Consider the following 22,831-nt stretch of genomic DNA (forward strand, 5'->3'; position numbering starts at 1 on the left):
CCACCCCGGCGAAAAACGTCAGCCTGTTTTCCGGGCCCTTACGGGTCGAGGTCGTCGGCGGCGCGCTCGGCGAAGATCCGCATCGCCTTGGCGGTCACCGGCCCCGGCGTGCCCGGCAGTTCGCGGTCGTCGACGCGGTGAACGGCCTGGACGTCCCGCAGCGTGGAGGTGAGGAAGACCTCCTCGGCCCGCTCCAGCACGTCCAGCGGCAGGTCGGTCTCCTTGGCGCCGGTCCACTCGACGGTCAGCTCGCGCGTGATGCCCGCGAGGCAGCCGGAGGCGAGCGGCGGGGTGTGGATCTCGCCGTCCAGGACGACGAACACGTTGGACCCGGTGCCCTCGCAGAGCTGCCCGACCGTGTTGGCGAACAGCGCCTCGGTGGCACCGTGTTGGTGGGCGCGGGCCAGGGCGACGACGTTCTCGGCGTACGAGGTCGTCTTCAGGCCGGTGAGCGCGCCGCGTTCGTTGCGGGTCCAGGGGACCGTGACGACGGCCGTGGAGTCGGCGCGCCGGGTGGTCTCTCCGAGGGCGACGACGAGGGTGGGGCCGTGTTCGCCGCGGTCGGAGCCGAGCGGGCCGTAGCCGCCGGTGTAGGTGATGCGCAGCCGGCCGAGCGGCATCGGGTTGGCCTCGAGGACGGCGGCGCAGGCGCGGCGGACCTCGTCGTGGTCGGGGTCCGGCAGGCCGAGACCGCGCGCGGAGCGGGTCAGCCGGTCGAGATGGCGGGTCAGCGCGAACGTCACGCCGTCCACCGCCTTCACCGTCTCGAAAATGCCGTCGCCCACGGTCAGTCCGTGGTCGAAGACGGAGACGCGGGCGGACTCGGTGTCCGTCAGCCCGCCGTCGAGCCAGATCTTCACGTCAGTCCCTCTCCCTTGGCCTCGTACGTTCCCGACGCTACCGCGAGCAGTCGGGAGGCCTTCAGCTCGGTCTCCTCCCACTCGGCCTCGGGGTCCGAGCCCCAGGTGATGCCCGCGCCGGTGCCGAAGCGCAGCACGGCCGAGCCTCCGGGGGCGCGGTCGATCCAGAAGGTGCGGATGCCGACGGCCAGCTCGCCGGTCCCCCGGTCGGCGTCGACCCAGCCGATGCCACCGCAGTACGGGCCGCGCGGTGCCGTCTCCAGCGCGTCGATGATCCGCAGGGCGCTGGACTTGGGGGCGCCGGTGACCGAGCCGGGCGGGAAGGCCGCGTCGAGCAGCTCCGGCCAGCCGGCGCCGTCGCGCAGATCGCCGCGGACCGTGGACACGAGGTGGACCAGACCCGGGTGCTTCTCGACGGCGCACAGGTCGGGGACGGTCACGCTGCCGGTGGCGCAGACCTGACCGAGGTCGTTGCGGACGAGGTCCACGATCATCACGTTCTCGGCGTAGTCCTTCTCCAGGAGGTCCGCCTCGGTGCGTCCGGTGCCCTTGATGGGCCCGGACTCGACAACCCGGCCGTCTCGGCGCAGGAAGAGCTCGGGCGACGCGGTGGCCGTCTCTATGCCGTGCGCCGGGAGACGAATCGTTCCTGCGTACGGCGCCGGGTTGCCCCGGGCCAGCAGGGCGGTCAGCGCGTCCACGTCGGCGTCGGACGCGACCGGCGCGGTCAGGACTCGGCAGAGGTTGGCCTGGTAGACCTGGCCGGCCGCGATGTGCTCCCGGATGCGGCGCACGCCCGTCGTGTACGCGGCGCGGTCGAGGGACGACGTCCAGTCACCGACCGAGGGCCCTCGCCACGCCCCTGGCACGGGAGCGGGCACCGGCTCCTCGCGTACGTCGGCGAAGCGCGCGCAGACCGGACGGCCCTCGAAGTCGGCGCAGACGGCCCAGAAGCCGGCGGCGTCGAGGGCCGCGGGATCGCTGGTCACGTCGAGGAGGCCGGTGGCGACACGGGTGCCGAAACGGGCGAGAGGAGGGAGGTCGAGCACGTGGTCGAGTGTATGGCGGGTCACTCGAGAGGTGGGCCGGGCATGTCCCGCATGTCCCGGCCGGGGGCCCTGACCAGGTCCGCGAGCAGACACAGCGCAGCACGCTGCACAAACGCGTTTTTGTACTGGCCCGGGAATCCGCTAGAGTTCAACACGTCGCCGGGACGCGAGAGCCGACCGAAACGACATGCGGACGTAGCTCAGTTGGTAGAGCGCAACCTTGCCAAGGTTGAGGTCGCCAGTTCGAACCTGGTCGTCCGCTCGCAGGAAGCAGGAAGAGGGGGATCATCCCGAACCCCCGCACTCCTGGTGGAGTGGCCGAGAGGCGAGGCAACGGCCTGCAAAGCCGTCTACACGGGTTCAAATCCCGTCTCCACCTCCAAGGACGATTAGCTCAGCGGGAGAGCGCTTCCCTGACACGGAAGAGGTCACTGGTTCAATCCCAGTATCGTCCACTGGATCTGCTCGAAGATCCGAACCCGCGCGATTAGCTCAGCGGGAGAGCGCTTCCCTGACACGGAAGAGGTCACTGGTTCAATCCCAGTATCGCGCACGCATCGCACACGCCCCCTCGGGTCGTGATCCCGAGGACGATTAGCTCAGCGGGAGAGCGCTTCCCTGACACGGAAGAGGTCACTGGTTCAATCCCAGTATCGTCCACACACCAAGAGCCCCCGGCCGCCTTCGCGGTCGGGGGCTTCTTGTCGGTGCCGGTTCAGCTGGAGAACAACATCCGGCCGAAGCCCTTCTGGCGGTGGTGCCCGCCGTGGTGGCCGCCGTAGTGACCGCCGCCCTGCGGAGCACCCCAGGCGGGCGCGGCCGGGGCGACAGGGGCAGCCGGGTACGCCTGCGGGGCGGCCGGGGGCGGCGGGCCCGGCTGGGACCACTGGGACTCCAGGCGGGTCAGCGCCTCCAGCTCGCCGTAGTCGAGGAAGATCCCGCGGCAGTTGCTGCACTGTTCGATCTGGACGCCGTTGCGGTTGTACGTGTGCATTTGAGCGTGACACTTCGGGCACTGCATGGTTCGGCTCAACTCCTCGCCGGTCGGTGCTGTTTCGCGTACCGCCAGGACAGACACTGTCCGGCTGCGGTCGGTTGCACCCTACTTCGCCCGGCCGGCCGTCAACTGCGGGGGGACGGAACCCATTCGGGCACAGGCGTCGACCAGGCACTGTTCGACCTCGTCCAACACCCGCCCCTCAGCGAGCGACTTCGTGACAGAACGTGCCGCGGTCTGCACGGTGAGTGCGCGCGCCGGGACGTCGAGGGCGGCCCAGGGGTCGCCGTCCCCGGGGACGGCGGGGCCGCCCTCCGCGCGGTAGGCGGCGAGGAAGCGGGTCCACTCGTCGGGCGGGAGCAGACCGCAGGCGTACCAGGCGGCGGGGCGGGCGAGATCCCAGGCCGGAACGCCGACGCCGAGATCGTCGACGTCGATCAGGCGCCAGGGCCCGTCGGGTGCCGGATGGCGGACGAGCTGGCCGAGGTGGAGGTCGCCGTGGCAGAGCGTGATGGTGTCGGGCATGGGGGCTTCGGCGCGGGCCCAGGCGGGCAGCGCGCGCCAGGCGCTCAGGACGGGGGCGACGGCGGGGTGCGGTCCGGCCGCGCGGAGGCGGGCCACGGCGTGGGCGGCCTTGGCGGGACCGCGCATCTGCGGGAGCGCGGTCGGAGCGGGGACGCGGTGCAGACGGGCGAGCAGGGTGCCCGCGGCCTCCCAGGGGGCCAGGTCGGGATCGTCCGGGTCCACCGGCGTGCCGTACGGCCAGAAGGTCACCAGACGGCCGTGGAGTGCGGCCGGAGCCGGCGTGAGCGGCGGGAGGAGGATGTCGGGGATCCGGGCGGCGAGGGCGAGGCGCGGGGCGAGTCCGGCCGGGTCGGTGTCGGGAGCGTGCGCCTTCGCGACGGTGTCGGCGTGCCGGACGACGGTGGCGTCGGGGCGGTCGGCGAGGGTGGCCGCGCCGCAGGCGCAGGCCGACGTGGCCTCGTGCGCCTTGGCTCCGGCTCGGCGGGCGAGCTCGGCGAGCAGGGGGTGCGCGGTCACGGGGCTCCCTGGGCGGCGGCGTGCGGGTCTTCCGCGAGGGTACGCAGGTAGGGGTCACCGGAGTCGCGGGGGCCATCGCAGTCGCGGGCAGCCGGGGATAGCGTCGCGGGCGGCCGGGAGAGGCGTCGCGGGCGGCCGGGAAAAGCAATGCAGGCGCAGCTCCCCAGCTGCGCCTGCATTTTTTGCCGTCCGCCGCACCCCCGTCCCCACGGGGTTTCATGGGTGGATGTCCCCGCCCGGACCGCTCTTCCGGGCCTGGGGTCGCCGCTCAGCGCCCCAGCATCACTCCCACGGACGACGCCTGTGTGGCCACTGTCTCCCAGCCGTCGAAGACGACGAGGAGCAGGACCGCCAGGGGAAGGGCCATCAGCGTCGCCACCAAGGGGTGGCGGCGGCCCGTGCGACGAGGGCGCGTACCGCGTCCCTGTGCGCGGATCATCGTCCGCGGTGCCGTAAGAGCCATGGTCCCTCTCCTGACCTGATCAGTTGTCGTTGGCAGCGGCGGGTGTCTGACCTCGGGGGACGAGTGCTGCACCCGCCGCTTGACCTCAAATCTAGGCGCGGGGCGACCACCGGGCGTCATGCCCTCGTACCGATTGCCGGGCCTCCCGGAGGATGAGCCATGACCTGCGGAGTACTCCCCTGGGTGGAGAGATGGTCCTAGGTCTCAGGGTCTTCCCGGAGGGGCTCTCCGGTCCGGGCCGGATTCCCGCGCCGCCCCAGGACGTGGGGCAGGGCCTCCGGCCGTGACTTCGCTCACTCCACCGCTCCCTGTCGTGCCGCCGTCGCCCCTCACCGGCCCGTCCGGCGGGCCTTCACCCCCCGGGTCCGCCTCCCGTCGGCGACATCGGTGCCGGTCGGCGCACGGCCATCTGCCACGGGTTCAATCCACCTCTGCTGAGCGGCGGTTGGGGTTGTCGGGTCGCCAAGGCGTGCCTGTTCGCAGGGTCTCTGATCACCCTTCACATTCCCCACCGGGCACTGACAATCGATCGGTACGAGAGGGCGCGGCCTCTGCGCGCGAACGGCCGTGGAAACGTAAGCTGTGCCACGTCACACGGACCGGGCAGCGGGGATGAACATGGCGATGATGCGCCTGAGGCGCGAGGACCCGCGCGTCGTCGGCTCGTTCAGGCTTCACCGACGGCTCGGCGCGGGTGGGATGGGCGTCGTCTATCTGGGTTCCGACAAGAAGGGGCAGCGGGTCGCGCTGAAGGTGATCCGGCCCGATCTGGCGGAGGACCAGGAGTTCCGGTCGCGGTTCGCGCGCGAGGTCTCGGCCGCTCGCCGGATCCGGGGCGGATGTACGGCGCGGCTGGTCGCGGCGGATCTGGACGCCGAGCGGCCGTGGTTCGCCACCCAGTACGTGCCCGGGCCCTCCCTGCACGACAAGGTCAACGACGAGGGGCCGCTCGGGGCCGCCGAGCTGGCCTCGATCGGAGCCGCGCTGTCGGAGGGGCTCGTCGCCGTCCACGAGGCCGGGGTCGTGCACCGGGACCTGAAGCCCTCCAACATCCTGCTCTCCCCCAAGGGCCCGCGGATCATCGACTTCGGCATCGCCTGGGCGACGGGCGCCTCCACGCTGACGCATGTCGGCACCGCGGTCGGCTCCCCCGGGTTCCTCGCGCCCGAGCAGGTGCGCGGGGCTCTGGTCACCCCGGCCACCGACGTGTTCTCGCTCGGTGCCACGCTCGCCTACGCCTCGACGGCCGATTCGCCCTTCGGGCACGGCAGTTCCGAGGTGATGCTGTACCGCGTGGTGCACGAGGAGCCGCTGCTGCACGGTGTGCCGGACGCGCTGGCCCCGCTGGTGCGGGCCTGTCTGGCGAAGGACCCGGAGGAGCGGCCCAGCACCCTCGATCTCTCCCTGCGCCTGAAGGAGATCGCGACCCGGGAGGCCCAGGGGCTGGCGGACGCGCGTCCTCCGGCGCCTCGGGCGGCCGAGGCGGATCGCCCGACGGGGCGACTCTCCGAGACCGGTTACCCGGAGCGCACGCTGCGCCAGCAGGCCGGACCCGGTACTCCGCCGCCGCGGAACGGGGCGCCGCCCGCCCGCGGTTCGGTTCCTTCGCGGGGCGGAGCGCCGGCTCGCGGAGGCAACGCCGCACGGGGTGGAAGTGCCTCGTCGTCGCGGTCGGGGGCCCGGCCGGCTCCCTCGCGCAACACCCGCCCCGGCAGCGGCAACCGGCCTGCGTCCCGCGGCGGGGCCCGGCGCCCGGGGACGAGGACCACGGGAACCGGGCGGCGGCCCGCCAATCCGCGGCTGCTGCGCCAGCGGCTGTTCGTGTTCGTGGTGGTGACCCTGCTGGTCGCGCTCGGCATCGCTGTCGTCCAGGGCTGCCAGGGGCCGGCGCGCGGGCTCGGCGGCGACGACGGCGTCGTACGGCAGGAACAGCAGCACCTCCGTCCGCAGCCGGGCGACCCGCTCGGGGACTGACCCGGAGCTGAGCCCGCGGGCGGCCGGGAAGGTGGGCGGGACCGTGTCAGGCGGCGATGGGGATGATGCCCAGGGGCTCGGTGGTGGGCTGCGGTGAGCCGCCGGCCGGTTCGACGGTGATTCCCACGGCGACGGCGTCGGCGGGCGAGCCCTTCAGGACGTGGGAGCCGTTCGGCGCGCTGCCGGTCACCAGGCCCGCCGAGCGGACGTCGCCCGCCTCGGCCGCGTACCAGAGCTCGTAGACCTTGCCCCCGGTCAGGGCGGGAAGACCGTAGGCGGCGAAGACCGCCCGGGCCTGGTCGAGGGAGACCACGACGGCGGCGGCGGTCCCGCCGGTCAGGCTTCCGGAGTGGACGGTGGCGTCGGGTGCGGTGAGGACCTCAGTGATCGCGGCGCCCGCGGCGCGGGCCTGCTGCTCGGCCCGGGCCGCCTGGGTACGCACGTCGTCCGCCTCGACGTGCTGCCGGACGGCTATGCCGCCGAGCACGGCAGCCGCCGCGATGCTCACGGCGAGCGCGAAGCGCAGCACCCGCCGGCCGGGGGCCCGCGAGCGATGCGGGACCCGGTCCTGACGGGTGTGGGCGACGGCCTGAAGGGTGCGTGCGCGGGCCTGCGGAGTCACCGGGACGTTCTGCACCGAGGCGCCGAGCCGGGCGGTGGCCTCCAGGAGATCGACGGCCTCCCGACGGCACTGGTCGCAACCGGCGAGATGGTTCTCGAACGCGGTTTCCTCGGCGGGCGGCAGGGCGTACAGAGCGTACGCGCCGATGGCCAGGTGGCGATCCTCCGCAGGTGTCATACGTCGGCCTCCAGACAGGCGCGCAGCCGCCGGAGCCCCGCGCGCATTCGGGATTTCACCGTTCCTTCGGGAGTGGAGAGAGCGTCGGCGACCTCGAGGTAGGTCAGGCCCTGGTAGTAGGCGAGCATCAGCGGCACGCGCTCCTGGCGGGCCAGCGCGGTGAGACAGCGGTGGAGCCGCCGCTGCTCGTCATGGTCCTGGACGATCTCGGCCACTTCGTCGAAGGGACGCTCCGGCGCGAGGATGCCCGTGCGGTGTTCGCGGTCCGCGCCCGCCTGCGCGGAACGTACCCGGTCCACCGCCCGGCGGTGGGCCACGGTGAGAACCCAGGCTTTCGCCGTTCCCCGCTCGGGGCTGTAGCGGTCCGCGGTGCGCCAGACCTCGATCATGACCTCCTGGGTCACCTCCTCCGCCTGAGCGACGTCCCGCAGGATCCGGCAGGCCAGTCCCATGACGCTGCCGGACAGCGCGTCATAGACACCGGTGAACGCGTCATGGTCGCCGCCGGCCACGCGGGCCAGCAGGTCCTCCACCCGGGCGTCCGGATCGATGTGCGGCAAAGCCCTGCTCCCCTCGTGCCTCGTGCTGGGTTCGGACGGCCCGCCCGCGGCGTGTGCGGAGGGAAGGGACCTGCACCGGGAGGCTTCTCACAGCTCCGGGGACGGGCCGCGCGCGGATCCCAGGTCGAGCAGGACGTGTACGGTCTTGCCGCCGATGGCGGGGACCAGCCTGATCTGTCCGCCCAGCCCGCGGATGACCCCCATGCCGAAGCCGCCGCGCTCGTCACCGTCCGACCGGCGGTGGAGCTCGGGAAGCTCCTCGCTGTGGTCGGCGACGGCGATGTCCAGTCGGCCGTCGCGCACCGTCAGCGTCAGCATGCAGGGACCACAGGTATGGCGGACCGCGTTGGTCACCAGTTCGGAGACGACGAGGACCGCGTCCGGCACGCGATCGACCGGGTCGGTCGCCTTCAGCCAGCTCTCACTGACCTGACGAGCGAGGGACGGGGCCCGCCGGGAGTGCGGCAGGGCGACGGCACAACGCGCCGTCGTCGGCGGTGCCGTCGGCAGTGACATGGTGGTGGACATGAGGGCTCCCCTGGAACGACTCGTCGGGGACGGCTTTTGGTCGCAGGGGATTCGTAGCCGCACAGCACGCGGATGCCGCCGTGGTGTACACGAAAGCCTCAGGTTCTCACCCGACCGGGCGAGCGGAGAGTCCGCGCATCGCGTGGGCGCCCCCGGCCCTTATCTTTCCGCTACATTTTTCGGCTTTGTAGTCATCTGTCCGGCTTTCAGGTCCGAATCCCCCGCGTCCGGCACAGCGAGACGAGGAACGGCGTTCCTCGTCGAACGTGCTCTTCGCTGAACGTTCGAGGGAGATGTGTCCGATGACCGCTTTCCTGCGAGCCCGACGCCTGGTGGCCGGAGCCGCCGCGACGGGCCTACTGGCCGGAGGGGCCTTGCTCGGCATGTCCGGCGCGGCGACCGCGGCTCCCGCTCCCGCTTCCGCCCCGACCGTGGTGACCACCGACCACGACGGTAAGTGCCACTGGGTGAAGGGCCACTGGGAGAAGAAGTGGGTGAAGGGCCACTGGGAGAAGAAGCGGGTCAATCACAAGACCTGGCACCACGGCCACTGGGACAACCACTACACCTACAAGTGGGTCTATGTTCCCGGCCACTGGGACCACCAGTGGGTCAAGGCGCACTGGGAGTGCCACCACCGCTGACCGCGGGCACTCGCGGGTGAGGGCCGGACGCACCGTGTCTTCCGGCCCTCGTTCCGCGGCTGTGTCCGGCGCTCAGGCGGACCTCGGCCGGGTCGCGTAGAACGCGACGGCGGAGGCGGCCGCCACGTTGAGGGAGTCGATCCCGGCGGACATGGGGATGCGCACCCACTCGTCCGCCGCGCGGAGAGCGTACGTGGAGAGTCCGTGCCCCTCCGAGCCCAGCATGATGGCGCTCTTCTCGAAGCGTGCCGGGTGCAGCTCGTCGAGGGGGGTCGCCTTCTCGTCCGGGGTCATGGCGAGGATGTCGTACCCGGCGTCGCGCACGACGTCGAGCCCGGCCGGCCAGGCGTCGAACCGGGCGTAGGGAACCGAGAAGACGGCACCCATCGACACCTTGATCGCCCGCCGGTAGAGGGGGTCCGCGCAGTCCGGTGACAGCAGGATCGCCTTGATGCCCAGAGCGGCGGCGCTGCGGAAGGCGGCCCCGAGATTCGCGTGATCGACGAATCCCTCGAAGATGGCGACGCGCTGACCCGCGTCGTCCGGCGGTTCCACGGGGTGGTCGTCGGCCGGCTCCGGGACGACGGTCCGGCGGGCGGCCTGGAGGAGTTCGGCCGCGGCCGGCAGCGGCTTGCGCTGCATGGAGGCCAGCGCGCCGCGGTGGACGTGATAGCCGGTGACCCGTTCGGCGAGCTCCGGGCTGACGGCGTAGACCGGTGCCGGGAGCTCGTCGATGACATCGCGCATGACGTCGACCCACTTGGCGGAGAGCAGCATGGAGCGCATCTCGTACCCGGCGTCCTTGGCCCGGCGGATGACCTTCTCGCCCTCGGCGATGAACAGGCCCTCGGCGGGCTCGCGCTTGCGGCGCAGCTCGACGTCGGTCAGGCCGGTGTAGTCGCGCAGGCGCGGGTCGTCAGGGTCCTGAACGGTGATGAGATCGGCCACAGGGGTGATACTGCCTTGTCCTGGGTGTGGTGCCAACGGCTCGGAACGGTTGTGTTACCCGCGGTTACTCGGAGCTCCGCGGGCCGACGGCGACGACCGCGCCGACGACGATCACCGCCGGGGGCCTGACCTCCTGCGTACGGACCGCCTCGGCGACCGTCGCGAGGGTCGCGTCCACGCGGCGCTGGGCGGCCGTCGTGCCCTCCTGGACGAGGGCGACCGGGGTGTCGGGCGACTTGCCGTGCGCGACGAGCGTCTCGGCGATCTTCCCGATCTTGTCGACGCCCATGAGGATCACCAGGGTGCCGGTGAGCTTCGCGAGGGAGGGCCAGTCGACCAGGGAACGCTCGTCGTCGGGGGCGACATGCCCGCTGACCACCGTGAACTCATGGGCGACGCCCCGGTGGGTGACCGGGATGCCGGCCGCTCCGGGCACCGAGATCGAGCTGGAGATGCCCGGCACGACCGTGCAGGCGATGCCGGCCTCCGCGAGGGCCTGGAGCTCCTCCATGCCACGGCCGAAGACATACGGGTCGCCGCCCTTGAGACGGACGACCGACTTGCCCTGCCTGGCGTGCTCGATCAGCGCGTTGTTGATGGCTTCCTGGGCCATGAACCGGCCGTAGGGGATCTTCGCCGCGTCGATCACCTCGACGTGCGGCGGGAGTTCGGCGAGGAGGTCGCGCGGGCCGAGCCGGTCGGCGATGACGACGTCCGCCTCGGCGAGGAGGCGCCGCCCGCGGACCGTGATCAGGTCCGGGTCGCCGGGACCGCCGCCGACCAGCGCGACACCGGGGGTCCGGGTGCGGTGGTGAGGGGCGACGAGGGTGCCGTCACGCAACCCCTCGACGACCGCGTCACGGATGGCGGCGGTGTGGCGCGGGTCGCGGCCGCGGGCGTCGGTGGTGAGCACGGCGACCGTGACCCCCTCGCTGTGGCCGGTCGCCGGGGTCCAGGCGGTCGCGGCGTCGGCGTCGTCGGAGCGGACGCACCAGACGCGGTGCGCCTCGGCTTCGGCGGAGGCCCGGCCGTTCGCCTCGGGGTCGCTCGTGGCGATGAGGGCGTACCAGGCCTCGGCGAGGTCGCCGTCGGCGTACGGGCGCTTCGACCAGGTGATCTCGCCCGCGTCCGCCATCGCCTCCACCGAGGGGGTCGCTCCGGGGGACACGAGGTGGATGGCGGCGCCTGCCGCGATCAGGGCGGGGAGGCGGCGCTGGGCGACCTGGCCGCCGCCGAGGACGACGACCCTGCGGCCTGCGAGACGGAGGCCTACGGGGTAGGCGGGGTGTTCGGCCATGAGGGTGCGGCTCCTCGTACGGGCAGAGAGCAGAGGGTGGGCGCTGCGGCTCTGGAGCGGCCCTGACGTGCGCATTTTAGAGGTGACTTCAGCATGCGGCGGGGCCGGGGGCGGCACAAGCGCGTGCCCCCGGCCCCGGAGCGGGCCCTACTTCTCGGTGACGCCCGCCGAATCGAACGTCGCCACCTCGTGCATCGCCCGGGCCGTGCTCTGCACCAGCGGCAGGGCGAGCAGGGCGCCCGTTCCCTCGCCGAGGCGGAGGTCCAGGTCGACCAGGGGGCGCAGGCCCAGCTTGTTCAGGGCGGCCACATGACCGGGTTCGGCGCTGCGGTGGCCCGCGATGCAGGCCGCGAGGACCTCGGGGGCGATGGCACGGGCGACCAGGGCGGCGGCACCGGCGCTGACGCCGTCCAGGATCACCGGCGTACGCAGGGAGGCGCCGCCGAGGAGCAGGCCGACCAGCGCCGCGTGTTCGAAGCCGCCGATCGCGGCCAGGACGCCGATGGGGTCGGCCGGGTCCGGCTGGTGGACCTCCAGGGCGCGGCGCACGACCTCGGTCTTGCGGGCGAGGGTCTCGTCGTTGATACCGGTGCCGCGGCCGGTGACCTCGGCCGGGTCGGCGCCCGTGAAGACCGAGATGAGGGCCGCGGACGCCGTGGTGTTCGCGATGCCCATCTCGCCCGTGAGCAGCGCCTTGTTGCCGGCCGCGACCAGGTCGCGGGCGGTCTCGATGCCGACCTCGATGGCCTGCTTGGCCTCCTCGCGGGTCATCGCGGGGCCGGTGGTCATGTCGGACGTACCCGCGCGGATCTTGCGGGGCAGGAGACCGGGGGTGGCGGGAAGGTCGGCGGCGACGCCCACGTCCACCACGCAGACCTCGGCGCCCACCTGGGTGGCGAAGGCGTTGCAGACCGCTCCCCCGCCGAGGAAGTTGGCGACCATCTGGGCCGTCACCTCCTGCGGCCAGGGGGTGACCCCCTGCGCGTGCACCCCGTGGTCGCCGGCGAAGATCGCGACGGCCGCGGGCTCCGGGATCGGCGGCGGGCACTGCCGGGACAGCCCCGAGAGCTGCGCGGAGATGATCTCCAGCATGCCGAGCGAGCCCGGCGGCTTCGTCATCCGCTTCTGCCGCTCCCAGGCCTCGCCGAGCGCCTTGGCATCGAGCGGGCGGACGCTGGCGACGGTCTCGGCGAGCAGGTCGTGCGGGTCCTCGCCGGGCAGCGCGCGACGGCCGTACGTCTCCTCGTGGACGACCCACGACAGCGGACGGCGCTTGGCCCAGCCGGCCTGCATCAGCTCGGGTTCGTCCGGGAACTCGTCGACGTAGCCGACGCACAGGTACGCGACCACTTCGAGGTGCTCGGGCAGGCCCAGCGCGCGGACCATCTCGCGCTCGTCGAAGAAGCTGACCCAGCCGACGCCCAGTCCCTCGGCGCGGGCGGCGAGCCAGAGGTTCTCGACCGCGAGCGCGGAGGAGTACGGCGCCATCTGCGGCTGGGTGTGACGGCCGAGGGTGTGGCGGCCGCCGCGGGTCGGGTCGGCGGTGACGACGATGTTCACCGGGGTGTCGAGGATGGCCTCGATCTTCAGTTCCTTGAACTGCTTCGCCCGGCCCTTCGGCAGCGACTTCGCGTACGCGTCACGCTGACGGGTCGCCAGTTCGTGCATCGCGCGCCGGGTGTCGGCGGAGCGGATGACGACGAAGTCCCAGGGCTGCGAGTGACCGACGGAGGGCGCGGTGTGGGCGGCCTCCAGGACGCGCAGCAGCACCTCGTGCGGGATCGGGTCGGCGCGGAATCCGTTGCGGATGTCCCGGCGCTCACGCATGACCTTCAGGACGGCCTCGCGCTCGGCGTCGTCGTACGCGGGCGCGGCGGGGCCGGTGGACTCTCGAACTTCTTCCACTGGGGCCGGGCTCTCTTCCTGGTCGGCGGCCCTGGTCTCCAGGTCCTCCGGGCTCTGTGCGACATCGGGGTCGATGCCGGTCTCGGGCTCCGTGTCCGGGGTCGCCGGGGCGGGAGCGGGGTCGGCGCCGCGGGGGGCGGGGACCGTGACGGTGGGCAGGGCGGCGCCTGTATCGGCGGCCTGCCGCTGTTCCGTCACCGCGTGGGCGGTCTGCTCCTCCGTGGGGAGCACGAGGGGGTGCGGCGGGGTGGGGGCGAGGTGCGGGGTGGTGGGCACCATGCCCTCGACCGGGACGAACTCGCCCAGGGGCTGGTTCGCCAGGGGCTGGTTCGGCGGCGCTGACCCGTCCGGCGGGTTCGGCTGCTCCTGCTGGGGAGCCAGGGGGGCGGCGGGCGACGCGGGGACGGTCACCGACTGCTGGACAAGCTGCGGGTGCGGGTGCTGCGCGTGCGCGTGCTCCTGCTGGGGCGGCTGCGGGGTGGCGGTGGCGTCCACGGGGACCGCTACCGCCACGGGCTCGGGGGAGAGCGGCGCGGGGGGTGTCTCGACGGGTGACTCCGCCGTCGGCGGTTCCGGTTGCGGTTCCGACGCCGGCTGCGGTTCCGGCTCCGGCTCCGGCTCCGCGAGGATTGCGGCGGGGGCGGGCTCCGGCTGGTCGGCCGGGGTCCCGGCCTCGATCGCGGGTTCGGCTTCGGCTGCGGCTTCGGGTTCGGCTTCGGCTGCGGCTTCGGCTTCGGCTGCGGGTGCGACCTCGGGCTCGGGCTGCGGGGCCGTCTCGGGAACAGGTGCTTCCGGGATGTGAGACGCGGGGGCCGTGATGTGGGCGGCCGGGGCGAGGGTCTCGTCCGAAGCCTCCATCTCCACCTCCGGCTGCGGCTCCGCTTCCGGCAGCGGTGTCGGCCGGACGTCCTGGGTCGGCTCGACGTGCTGCTCCGGAGCAGGGGCGAGTTCCGCCTGCGGGGCGGTCGGCTCGACTGAGGCTGCGGCGGCGGCCTCGGCGGACGCCACGAAGGCGTCGACGAGCAGGACGGCCTCGGGAGCGGCGGCGGGCGCGGGGGCGGGGGCGGGGGCCTCCGGCACGGAGGATGTCTCGGGCGCGGGGGCCTCGGCCACGGAGCCGGGCAGCTCCTGGGCGGGTGCCGCCGGTTCGGGCACGTCAGGGATCACGGGCGCGGCGGGCTCGGGGGCCTGAGCGACTGCGGGCGCAGGCGTGGGCTCAGCCGGGGTGGGATCGAGGACCACGACGGGATCCGGCACGGGGACTTCGGCAGCGGCGGCGCCGGGCGCGGGGACGAACTCCGCGACCGGGAGCGCCTCCGCCGCGGGCGCCTCGTAGGCCTGGGCCGGCGTGTCGCCGAGGTCCGCGAGAGGCTCCTGGGGCCCTTGGGGCTCTTGGCCCCCTTGCGACTCCTGTTGCTGAGGTGCCTCGACCGGGCTCGCCTGCCCGACCTCGGGCGCCTGAGCGACGGCCTCCGCGTCAGGAGCCTCCGCAGGCTCTGGCACCTCGGCGAGCTCTGCCGTCTCGGCGGGCTCTGTCACCTCGGCCGGCTGCGCCACTTCGGCTGCCTGGGCGGCCACGGCCGGGTCGGCCGGCGGGGTGCCTTCGGCGACGACCGGCTGCTCCGCGTACGTGACCTCGGGGCCCTGTGCGGCTTCCGGTGCCTGCGCCGCTTCCACCGGCGCGTCGAAGGGCGGCACGGCTCTGACGTCCGCGGTCCCGTCGTCTCCGGAGAGGGGGACGTCGGCCGCGTGCTGCCCGGCCTCCGCGACCGCGGCGGCGGGTGCCTGCTCCGCCTCCGCCATCATCGCGGCTCCGAGCAGCTCACCGGGGTCGACGACCCCGTAGGACTCGGCAGCCTGCTCCGCCACGGGCACCTCACCGCCGACGGCCTCGGCCTCCTGGGCCTCCTGGGCCTCCTGGGCCTCCTGCGGGGCGGTCGCGGCGATCGCCTCGGTCGCCACCCGGGCCACGACGGCCTGGGCCACGCCGACCGGCTCGCGCTGCTGCGCTGCCGCGACCGCCGGCGGAACAACCGTTTCCGCAGCCGTGGCCCCGTGCGCGACCGGCGGCTGCGCGGCGCCCCAGGGAGACGCGCCCTGCGGGGGCATCTCGCGCAGGTGCGGAACGTCGAGGTACTCGGGGCCGGACGCGGACGGGCCGGACTGCCGTACCGGCGCGCCGGCGGGGCCGCGGTCGGCGAGGGAGCGGACCGGGCTCGCGGAGGCGTCGGGGATCGGCGGGCCGAGATGCAGCGGGCGGCGCGGGGCCGCCTGGGGCGCCGACGGGCCGGGGAGGCGGACGGCGCTGAGGTCGACAGAACCGCTGTCGCGGCCGGCCGTCTCGTGCGGGCCCGGCTCGTGCACCGTCTCGACGACCGGCTCCGGCGCGGGCGGTGCCACCTCGTTGCCCCACGCGCTCTGGGCACCCGGCAGCAGCAACAGGTCTTCGTCCTCGGCGGTGGTCTCGGAGAGGTAGGTGTACGCACCGTGCGCGGGGGCGCCCGGCTGTTCCACCATGCCTACGCTCTCCGGCAACCCCTCGCCCGGGACCTGGCCGGTGTCGGTCATGCGTACCCCTCGCCCATCGGTTAGTGCTTCTACGACCAGCTCACCCGGAGCGGCGCACCGACCGCCCCGTAGTGAAGAACGAGCGTCCGCGCCCAGCGGCACGAACGACCCGCCCGAAAAAGCGACAAAGCCATTCAGTGGCATTGTCCCGGCCGTAGTCGCGTCGCGACAGCTTGATCCGCGACGCCCCGCTGTGGACTGCGCCACGTTGCGCGCCCTCCGGTTCTGCCGTACCACACCCACCCCAAAAGGGATGCGTTTTCCGGACATTGACCGACGAACAGCCGGGCGCCCGGAAGCGGTACGACGATCGGCCAGCCTACCGCGCGCGGTACGACAACAGGATCACGGGGAGGGCGCGCCGGGTCACGTCAGGCGGTCGGAAAGGTCCCGCCCGTCGCCCGTCCGACACGGACCCCCTCACCGGTCCCTCACTTCTCCCTCACCCGGCCCTCACCTGCCCGTCGGCCTCAACGAGGCGACGCGCGCCGCACGATTTCTCCGGTGAGGAGGAACGCGACGCTCCGTTCCCGTTCCGTCCAGACCCGCGTGTCGAGTTCGACGGACTGGACGAGGGAGCACTCGACGCGGTAACCGTGCTCGGACAGGTCGCGGCCGACGAGTTCGGCGGCGTCGCGGGTCCCGGCATGGGTGACGATGCGCTGCGGGCGGCGGTCGGCGACGGCGGAGACCACGGCCGCTCCCCCGCCGCCGACCCGTACGACGTCGGGTTCGGGCAGGTTCTCCAGGACGTGCGGGGCGGTGCCGTGGACGATCTGGAGCTGGACGCCGTGGCGGCGGGCGGAGCCGTCGGTGCGGGCGCACGCCTCGAGGTCCCGGTCGACGGCGATGACGGCGGCGCCCGCCCGTGCCGCCTCGGTCGCGAAGGCGCCGCTGCCGCAGCCGATGTCCCAGACGAGGTCGCCGACGCGTGGGCCGAGCCGCGCGAGTTGGGCGGCGCGCAGCAGCTCCGCCTCACCCTCGCCGAGTCCGCCGCCGTACGCCTCGGCGGGCAGGGCCCAGCCGCGCGGGCCGGTGCCCGGGTCGCGGCCGGCGATCCAGCCGCTGTCCCCGGAGACGACCGGCCCGGTGGGACCGCCGATGACGATGACGACGTTGGGGTCGCGCCAGGTGTGGTCGGCGGCCTTGTCGGAGGTGACGACGCTTACCTGTTCGCGGGTGGTGCCGAGTTCCTCGCAGACGACGAACGTGCGGTGCACGCCCTCCATGAGCAGGCCGAGCTCGGCGGGGCCGGCGCCCGGGGAGGTGAGGACGGCGACCTTGGTGTGGGCGCGGCAGACGTTCACGGCGCGGCGCAGGGTGCGTCGGTGGGCGACGACCACGTGGGCGTCGTCCCAGGGCATCCCGGCCCGGGCGAAGGCGGCGGCGACGGCGGAGACGGCCGGGACGACCTCGACCTCCAGGCCGAACTCGGGTGCGCGCAGGGTCCGTACGACGCCGAAGAAGCCCGGGTCGCCGTCGGCGAGCACGACCGCGGTGCCGCGGTGACCCGCGATGCGGCGGGCGGCGAGGGAGACGCTGCCGAGCCGGACGCGTTCCGCCGCGGGCGGCACCTCGGACAGCGCCAGGTGGTGGGGGGCGCCGGCCACCAGCGTGGCGGCACCGAGGGCGGAGCGGGCCGCGGCGGTCAGCGGCGAACCGTCCCATCCGATCACCGTGACGCGGTCGGCCATCGTCGTCAGTCTCCCCCGGGGTTCACGCAGGTAGCGGGCTCCGTGAGGGTACCTGGTCGGTGGGTCACGGCAATGGTGGTGGCACCGGCCCGGGGGTCAGTTCCAGTCGGTGTACGACGTGAAACCGCCGCTCTCCGCGAAGTGCTCCCCGGGACCCTCCAGGTCCTCCGGGAGGAGGCTCCACACGATGTAGTCGGTGCGCACCTCGTTCCACCTGCCGTCCTCGGCCCGGACGCGCGCTATGCAGGCGCCCCGCAGGACGCCCTCGCTGATACAGCCGATCTTCTGCGCGACCTGCTGGGAGGCGGTGTTGTCGGCGGCCGTGCGCAGCTCGATGCGCTCGAACTTCTGGTCGCCGAACAGCCATTGGGCGGTGGCCAGCGCCGCCTCGGAGGCGTAGCCCTCGCCGCGCGCCCAGGGCGCGATGATGTACGACAGTTCGGTGGAGCGGACGTGCCAGTTGGTCTTGGCGAGCTGGATGACGCCGACCAGGCGCTGGGTGAGGAACTCGGTGACCGCGAGGTCGAGGCCGCGGCCCTCGGTCCGTTCGGTGGGCGCGTACTCGGTGATCCAGCGGCGGGCGGCCGCCTCGTCGTAGGGCTGGGGCACGGCCGTCCAGGCCGCGACCTGCTCGTCGTTCATCATGTCGGCCAGGGCGGGCACGTCGTCCTCGTCGAGGGGACGCAGCACCAACCGCTCCGTGCTGATGGAGATGGTGGGGAAGGTGCTCGTCATGCGCCGCTCCGTAACCTTCGAAACTTCGGGGTGTGACCTGCCGACCCGTCAGGGTCCGCTGAACTGCCCAGCATGCAGCATGTGCCCCCGGAACCACACCACGGGGTCCACACCGGGTGAAGGAGTGGACCCCGGGCGCGACGGCCGGTCCCCCCGGCCGTTCAGGGTGTTCAGAACGAGGCGATGACGGAGCCGTCGTACTTGTCCTCGATGAACTTCTTGACCTCGGCGGAGGTGAGGAGCTTGGCGAGCTTCTTCACCCGCGGGTCGTCCTCGTTACCGTCCTTGACGGCGAGGAAGTTGCCGTACGGGTTGTCCTTGGCGGACTCCAGGACGAGGGCGTCCGACGCGGGCTTCAGGTCGGCCTCGATGGCGTAGTTGCCGTTGATGACGGCGGCGTCCACGTCGTCCAGGGAGCGCGGGGTCTGGGCCGCCTCCAGCTCCTTGAACTTGAGCTTCTTCGGGTTCTCGGTGATGTCCGCGGGGGTCGCGTCGTTGCCCACGCCGTCCTTGAGGGTGATGAGCTTGTTCGCGGCGAGCAGCTTGAGGGCGCGGGCCTCGTTGACGCTGTCGTTGGGGACGGCGACCGTCGCGCCGCTCTTCAGGGCGTCGGCGCTCTTGACCTTGTGGGAGTAGAGGCCGAGCGGCTCCAGGTGGACCGTGACGACGGGCACGATGTGGGTGCCGTTCTTCTTGTTGAAGTCGTCGAGGTACGGCTGGTTCTGGAAGTAGTTGGCGTCGACCGAGCCGTCCTCCGTCGCCGTGTTCGGCGTGACGTAGTCGGTGAACTCCTTGACCTCCAGGTCGAGTCCCGCCTTCTTCGCCAGGTTGTCCTTGACGAAGTTGAGGATCTCGGCGTGCGGGGTCGGGCTCGCGGCGACGGTCAGCGGGCCGCTGGTGTCGGAGGCGGCGTCCTTGTCCGAGCCGCAGGCGGTCAGCCCCAGGGTGAGGGCGCCGACGGCGAGGGCTGCGGTGGTGAACTTGGCGGTGTTACGCACGAAAAGTGCCTTTCCTGAGGGTGTTGCGACCCGCGTGGGGTGTGCGGGGGAACTATGGGGATGGCCCTGGGTGGGCTCAGGCGACCTTGCTGATGTCCGCGGCGGCCGGCTCCTTGGCCTTCAGGAGGCGGAGCTTCGGCGCGGGGCCCGAGCTTCCGCCGCGGCGGTGCAGGGAGCGGGCCGCGTAGTCGCCGGCGAACTGGATGAGCGAGATGACGACGGCGAGGATCGCCACCGTGATCCACATCAGCTGGGTCTCGAAGCGCTGGTAGCCGTAGCGGATGGCGATGTCGCCGAGACCGCCCGCGCCGACCGTGCCGGCCATGGCGGAGTAGCCGATGAGGGCGACGATCGTGGTCGTGGTGCTCGCGATGAGCGAGGGCAGGGACTCCGGCACGAGGACCTTGCGCACGATCGTCCAGGTGTTGCCGCCCATCGCCTGCACGGCCTCGACGAGTCCGCCGTCCACCTCGCGGACGGCCGTCTCGACCAGGCGCGCGAAGAACGGGATGGCCCCGATGGCGAGCGGCACGATCGCGGCCTCGCGGCCGATCGTCGTCCCGGTGATCGTGCGGGTGAAGTTCATCAGCGCGACCATCAGGATGATGAACGGCAGCGAGCGGGCGATGTTCACGACCTGCCCGATCACCTTGTTGGCAACGAGGTTCTGCAACAGGCCGCCCCGATCGGTCAGGACCAGCAGGACACCGAGCGGGAGGCCGCCGACGACGGCGATGAGCGTGGACCAGCCGACCATGTAGAGGGTGTCCCAACACGCCTGGGACAGCAGGGGCTGCATCTCGGACCAGGTCACTTGGCACCGTCCTTCACCAGCACGGGCTCCTGGGCCGCGTGGTCCACGACGTCGATCTGGAGGCCCTGTTCACGCAGGAAGCCGATCGGCACCACGTTGTCCTCGTAGCGGCCGGGCAGTTCGATGCGCATGCGGCCGACCTGGAGCCCGCCGACGGTGTCGATGGCGGCGCCGAGGATCGAGATGTCGATGTTGTAGGTGCGCGACAGCTGGGAGATGACGGGCCGGGTGGCGGCCTCGCCGTGGAAGGTGACGTCGACGACGGTGCGGTCCTCGCCGGTGGCGTCGCCGCCGACCGGGAAGAGCGCGCCGGCCAGCTCGGATCCGGGGGTCGCGAGCAGTTCGCCGACCGTGCCGGACTCGACGACCCGGCCGTTCTCCATCAGCGCGGCGGAGTCGCAGATCGACTTCACCACGTCCATCTCGTGCGTGATGAGCAGGACGGTCAGGCCCAGCTGGCGGTTCAGGTCGCGCAGCAGCTGGAGGATGGAGCGGGTGGTCTCCGGGTCGAGCGCGCTGGTGGCCTCGTCGGAGAGCAGCACCTTGGGGTCGCCGGCGAGCGCGCGGGCGATGCCGACACGCTGCTTCTGACCGCCCGAGAGCTGGGCCGGGAAGGACTTCGCCTTGTCGGCGAGACCGACCAGGTCGAGCAGCTCCAGCGCCTTGCGGGAACGTTCCTGTCCCGTGACGCCGAGGATCTCCAGGGGCAGTTCGACGTTGTCCTGCACGGTCCGCGAGGACAGCAGGTTGAAGTGCTGGAAGACCATGCCGATCCGGCTGCGCGCCTGCCGCAGCTCCTTGCCGGCCCGGGGTCCGCGCCCGGCGAGCGCGGTGAGGTCCTGTCCGGCGACGGTGACCGTGCCGGCGGTGGGACGCTCCAGGAGGTTGATGCAGCGGATGAGCGAGGACTTGCCGGCGCCGGACTGGCCGATGACGCCGTACACCTCGCCTTCGCGGACGTGGAGATCGACGCCGTCGAGGGCGGTGACCTCACGGCCGCGCGAGCGGTAGACCTTGGTCAGGCCCGTGGTGGTGATCACGTGGATTTCCGTCACTGTCGAGTGCGCGGGCGTGGGTGTGCCCGGGGCGCACGGATGCAGGCTGTCAGGGACGCGACACGGCTCTCGCTGTGGCGGGGAACCGGGGAGAAACATGTGCGCGGGGCGCGGCTACGTCATGTACGGCGGACTTGCGGCGCACGGACATGCCACGGCGTCTCGCTTCGGGGCGCGAGCTCGGGGGTGGTGCGGGGGCCCTCTAGAAGGCGCACATTCGACACATACAACGAGCACCGGGCGTCATGGTCGCCTCGGTCGCAAGGGTGCGGCTGCTCGTAGTGGTCATGAGCATCAGTAAAGCAGAAGTACGGTCCTGACCAAGACCCCGCCGTCCGTATGCCGGACAGCCGTGGACGGTGTGCGGCTCCGCCCCGGCCGCGTACGGAGATCTCCGCTCCCCCGTCGGTGACCAGCGCCGACAAGGCGGACCGGCCCTTCGTCAGGTGGTCGGTGTCGGGCTCGTGGCCCCGGCGGGCTGTGGCCAACGCCACGGTCGGCGCAGCGGCGTGGCCGGCGGGCGCCGGGCACGGTCCGGCACTCCGCGCCGGGGCACGGGGCCGATCGCGGGACGCCTGATACGCCGTAATAAGGTCACTGCATGCTTGATGCCCTGACGCTGGTGACCGGCGTCGCCGCGTTGCTGCTCGCCGCCTGGTGCGGCTGGGCCGCCTACCGCGACCAGCCGACGAAGGACTGGCATTTCATCGGGATGGCCGTGGTCTCGCTGCTGGCCGTGATCCAGCTGGTGGTCGGGATCGTCCAACTGGCGCGGGGCGAGAAGCCGGAACAGGGCACGACGATCTTCGTGGCGTATCTGCTCGGCGCGGTCGCGTGCGTTCCGGCGGTGGGGTTCATGTCGCTGTCCGAGCGGACCCGCTGGGGTTCGGTGACGGCCGCCGCGGGCGGTGTGGTGCTCGCCGTGCTCGAGGTGCGGCTCTACGACATCTGGGGAGGCTGAGATGGCGGCGGTGGACGACAGGCCGGAACGGCTCATCAGCGGGCCCGGGATGCTCCTGGTGTGGTTCTACGGCGTGATGGTGGTCGGGGCGGTGTCGCGGTCGGCGTACCAGATCGCGACCGAGTTCGACCGAGCGCCGCTGGCCTACGCGCTGTCGGCCGTGGCGGGCGTGGTGTACGGATTCATCACGTACTCGCTGGTGCGGGGCGGCGAGACCGCCCGCAGGGCGGCGCAGGTGTGCTGCGCCGCCGAGCTGGCGGGGGTGCTGATCGTCGGTACCTGGACCCTGGTCGAGCCGTCGGCCTTCCCGGACTCGACCGTGTGGTCGCAGTACGGGATGGGGTACGTGTTCATCCCCGTGCTGCTGCCGCTGTCCGCCCTGTACTGGCTGCGGAAGTCCCGCACCGCTACGCGGTCTACGCCGTAGCCGCGTACTCTCCGGCCTGCTTCTCCAGGACGATCATCATTACGCCGTCCGTGCCCTGCGAGGTGCCGACCGTCTCGTAGCCGACCCGGCGGTAGAGGCGGAGGTTGCCCTCGCTGCGGTGGCCGGTGAAGAGGCGGAACTTCTTGGCGCCGCGCTCCTCGGCCAGCGCCGCCTCGGCCGCGCGGAGCAGCCGCGCGCCGATGCCGTGACCCTGGAGGCGCGGGTGGACGCAGAGTTTGCCGATGGCGGCGGCGCCGTCCTCGGTGAGACTGCCCCGTACGGAGCCGACCACCTCGTCGCCCAGACGGGCCACGAAGACGCAGTCGGCGGCGAGTTCCTGCCGGACCGAGTCGAGGCTCTGGACGAGCGGGGCGATGCGGTAGTTGGCATACAGCGCGGCTTCACTCTGGAAGCACAGGTACTGCAATCTGAAGATCTGCTCGGCATCCTGCTCGGTCGCCACCGAGATGGTCACGCTCATGCCCATGTGCGCACGCCTCCCGCTCACCTGATC

General features: G+C 72.5%; 21 protein-coding genes and 5 tRNA genes. 9 read left to right on the plus strand and 17 right to left on the minus strand.

Annotated features, from left to right (window positions below; all coding sequences use genetic code 11):
* Positions 1-38: 38 nt before the first annotated feature.
* A complete protein-coding gene (locus tag G9272_RS09620) occupies positions 39-860 on the minus strand; it encodes an aminotransferase class IV (protein ID WP_171396157.1) in 822 nt (273 codons plus the stop codon).
* Positions 857-1,909, minus strand: a complete 1,053-nt coding sequence (locus tag G9272_RS09625) for a chorismate-binding protein (RefSeq protein ID WP_171396158.1) — start codon at positions 1,907-1,909, stop codon at positions 857-859. Before G9272_RS09625 ends, G9272_RS09620 begins: the two co-directional genes overlap by 4 nt.
* Before the next feature lie 189 nt (positions 1,910-2,098).
* On the opposite strand from G9272_RS09625, the gene G9272_RS09630 reads away from it, so the two are divergent.
* The 5 genes from G9272_RS09630 (at position 2,099) to G9272_RS09650 (ending at position 2,569) form a co-directional block, all read left to right on the plus strand.
* Positions 2,099-2,171 (plus strand) — tRNA-Gly (locus G9272_RS09630).
* Between the two features lie 46 nt (positions 2,172-2,217).
* Positions 2,218-2,291, plus strand: a tRNA-Cys gene (locus G9272_RS09635).
* A gap of 1 nt (position 2,292) precedes the next feature.
* Positions 2,293-2,364, plus strand: a tRNA-Val gene (locus G9272_RS09640).
* Positions 2,365-2,390: 26 nt separating this feature from the next.
* Positions 2,391-2,462 (plus strand) — tRNA-Val (locus tag G9272_RS09645).
* 35 nt (positions 2,463-2,497) lie between these two features.
* Positions 2,498-2,569 (plus strand) — tRNA-Val (locus tag G9272_RS09650).
* A 55-nt stretch (positions 2,570-2,624) separates the two neighbouring features.
* Here the strand turns inward: G9272_RS09650 and G9272_RS09655 are convergent.
* From G9272_RS09655 to G9272_RS09665, 3 genes are all read right to left on the minus strand, one after another.
* Positions 2,625-2,930 carry a zf-TFIIB domain-containing protein gene (locus G9272_RS09655; RefSeq protein WP_171396159.1) on the minus strand — a complete coding sequence of 102 codons (306 nt, stop codon included), beginning with the start codon at positions 2,928-2,930 and terminating at the stop codon, positions 2,625-2,627.
* Between the two features lie 81 nt (positions 2,931-3,011).
* On the minus strand, positions 3,012-3,947 hold the full coding sequence (locus G9272_RS09660) for a phosphotransferase family protein (protein ID WP_171396160.1): 936 nt from the start codon (positions 3,945-3,947) through the stop codon (positions 3,012-3,014).
* A 268-nt stretch (positions 3,948-4,215) separates the two neighbouring features.
* A complete protein-coding gene (locus G9272_RS09665; RefSeq protein ID WP_054239472.1) occupies positions 4,216-4,410 on the minus strand; it encodes a hypothetical protein in 195 nt (64 codons plus the stop codon).
* Positions 4,411-5,022: 612 nt separating this feature from the next.
* Between G9272_RS09665 and G9272_RS09670 the strand changes: the two genes are divergently transcribed.
* The gene (locus G9272_RS09670) at positions 5,023-6,384 is read left to right on the plus strand and encodes a serine/threonine-protein kinase (protein ID WP_171401926.1); all 1,362 of its coding nucleotides are present in this window, start codon (positions 5,023-5,025) and stop codon (positions 6,382-6,384) included.
* Between the two features lie 46 nt (positions 6,385-6,430).
* Here G9272_RS09670 and G9272_RS09675 read toward each other — a convergent pair whose 3' ends face one another.
* The 3 genes from G9272_RS09675 to G9272_RS09685 form a co-directional block, all read right to left on the minus strand.
* Positions 6,431-7,183, minus strand: coding sequence for an anti-sigma factor (locus tag G9272_RS09675; RefSeq protein ID WP_171396161.1), 753 nt, complete (start codon positions 7,181-7,183; stop codon positions 6,431-6,433).
* On the minus strand, positions 7,180-7,743 hold the full coding sequence (gene sigK / locus G9272_RS09680; RefSeq protein WP_171396162.1) for an ECF RNA polymerase sigma factor SigK: 564 nt from the start codon (positions 7,741-7,743) through the stop codon (positions 7,180-7,182). Before sigK ends, G9272_RS09675 begins: the two co-directional genes overlap by 4 nt.
* Positions 7,744-7,830: 87 nt before the next feature.
* Positions 7,831-8,271 carry an ATP-binding protein gene (locus G9272_RS09685; RefSeq protein WP_171396163.1) on the minus strand — a complete coding sequence of 147 codons (441 nt, stop codon included), beginning with the start codon at positions 8,269-8,271 and terminating at the stop codon, positions 7,831-7,833.
* A gap of 302 nt (positions 8,272-8,573) precedes the next feature.
* Between G9272_RS09685 and G9272_RS09690 the strand changes: the two genes are divergently transcribed.
* Entirely contained in the window at positions 8,574-8,915 is a 342-nt protein-coding gene (locus G9272_RS09690; RefSeq protein ID WP_171396164.1) for a hypothetical protein, read from the plus strand.
* A 72-nt stretch (positions 8,916-8,987) separates the two neighbouring features.
* On the opposite strand, the gene G9272_RS09695 is transcribed toward G9272_RS09690, so the two are convergent.
* The 8 genes from G9272_RS09695 to G9272_RS09730 all read right to left on the minus strand — a co-directional run bounded on the left by G9272_RS09695 (position 8,988) and on the right by G9272_RS09730 (position 20,914).
* The gene (locus G9272_RS09695) at positions 8,988-9,863 is read right to left on the minus strand and encodes a TrmH family RNA methyltransferase (protein ID WP_171396165.1); all 876 of its coding nucleotides are present in this window, start codon (positions 9,861-9,863) and stop codon (positions 8,988-8,990) included.
* Positions 9,864-9,927: 64 nt separating this feature from the next.
* Positions 9,928-11,160, minus strand: coding sequence for a uroporphyrinogen-III C-methyltransferase (cobA, locus tag G9272_RS09700; protein ID WP_171396166.1), 1,233 nt, complete (start codon positions 11,158-11,160; stop codon positions 9,928-9,930).
* A gap of 147 nt (positions 11,161-11,307) precedes the next feature.
* Complete coding sequence (gene cobT / locus G9272_RS09705) at positions 11,308-15,633, minus strand: nicotinate-nucleotide--dimethylbenzimidazole phosphoribosyltransferase (RefSeq protein WP_171396167.1); 4,326 nt, start codon at positions 15,631-15,633, stop codon at positions 11,308-11,310.
* 470 nt (positions 15,634-16,103) lie between these two features.
* Positions 16,104-17,327 carry a precorrin-6y C5,15-methyltransferase (decarboxylating) subunit CbiE gene (gene cbiE / locus G9272_RS09710; protein WP_171396168.1) on the minus strand — a complete coding sequence of 408 codons (1,224 nt, stop codon included), beginning with the start codon at positions 17,325-17,327 and terminating at the stop codon, positions 16,104-16,106.
* 96 nt (positions 17,328-17,423) lie between these two features.
* Positions 17,424-18,062: a GNAT family N-acetyltransferase gene (locus G9272_RS09715; RefSeq protein WP_171396169.1), complete on the minus strand. Its 639-nt coding sequence runs from the start codon at positions 18,060-18,062 to the stop codon at positions 17,424-17,426.
* 170 nt (positions 18,063-18,232) lie between these two features.
* Positions 18,233-19,060, minus strand: a complete 828-nt coding sequence (locus tag G9272_RS09720) for a MetQ/NlpA family ABC transporter substrate-binding protein (RefSeq protein WP_171396170.1) — start codon at positions 19,058-19,060, stop codon at positions 18,233-18,235.
* 76 nt (positions 19,061-19,136) lie between these two features.
* Positions 19,137-19,874, minus strand: coding sequence for a methionine ABC transporter permease (locus G9272_RS09725; protein ID WP_171396171.1), 738 nt, complete (start codon positions 19,872-19,874; stop codon positions 19,137-19,139).
* A complete protein-coding gene (locus tag G9272_RS09730) occupies positions 19,871-20,914 on the minus strand; it encodes a methionine ABC transporter ATP-binding protein (RefSeq protein ID WP_171396172.1) in 1,044 nt (347 codons plus the stop codon). The genes G9272_RS09725 and G9272_RS09730 overlap by 4 nt, the downstream gene beginning before the upstream one ends.
* Before the next feature lie 616 nt (positions 20,915-21,530).
* On the opposite strand from G9272_RS09730, the gene G9272_RS09735 reads away from it, so the two are divergent.
* Positions 21,531-21,890, plus strand: coding sequence for a hypothetical protein (locus G9272_RS09735; protein WP_171396173.1), 360 nt, complete (start codon positions 21,531-21,533; stop codon positions 21,888-21,890).
* 1 nt (position 21,891) lies between these two features.
* Positions 21,892-22,317, plus strand: a complete 426-nt coding sequence (locus G9272_RS09740; protein ID WP_171396174.1) for a hypothetical protein — start codon at positions 21,892-21,894, stop codon at positions 22,315-22,317.
* Here the strand turns inward: G9272_RS09740 and G9272_RS09745 are convergent.
* Complete coding sequence (locus tag G9272_RS09745) at positions 22,307-22,804, minus strand: GNAT family N-acetyltransferase (RefSeq protein ID WP_171396175.1); 498 nt, start codon at positions 22,802-22,804, stop codon at positions 22,307-22,309. The genes G9272_RS09740 and G9272_RS09745 overlap by 11 nt on opposite strands.
* Positions 22,805-22,831 lie beyond the last annotated feature (27 nt).

The organism is Streptomyces asoensis (assembly GCF_013085465.1).
Lineage (GTDB): Bacteria > Actinomycetota > Actinomycetes > Streptomycetales > Streptomycetaceae > Streptomyces > Streptomyces cacaoi_A.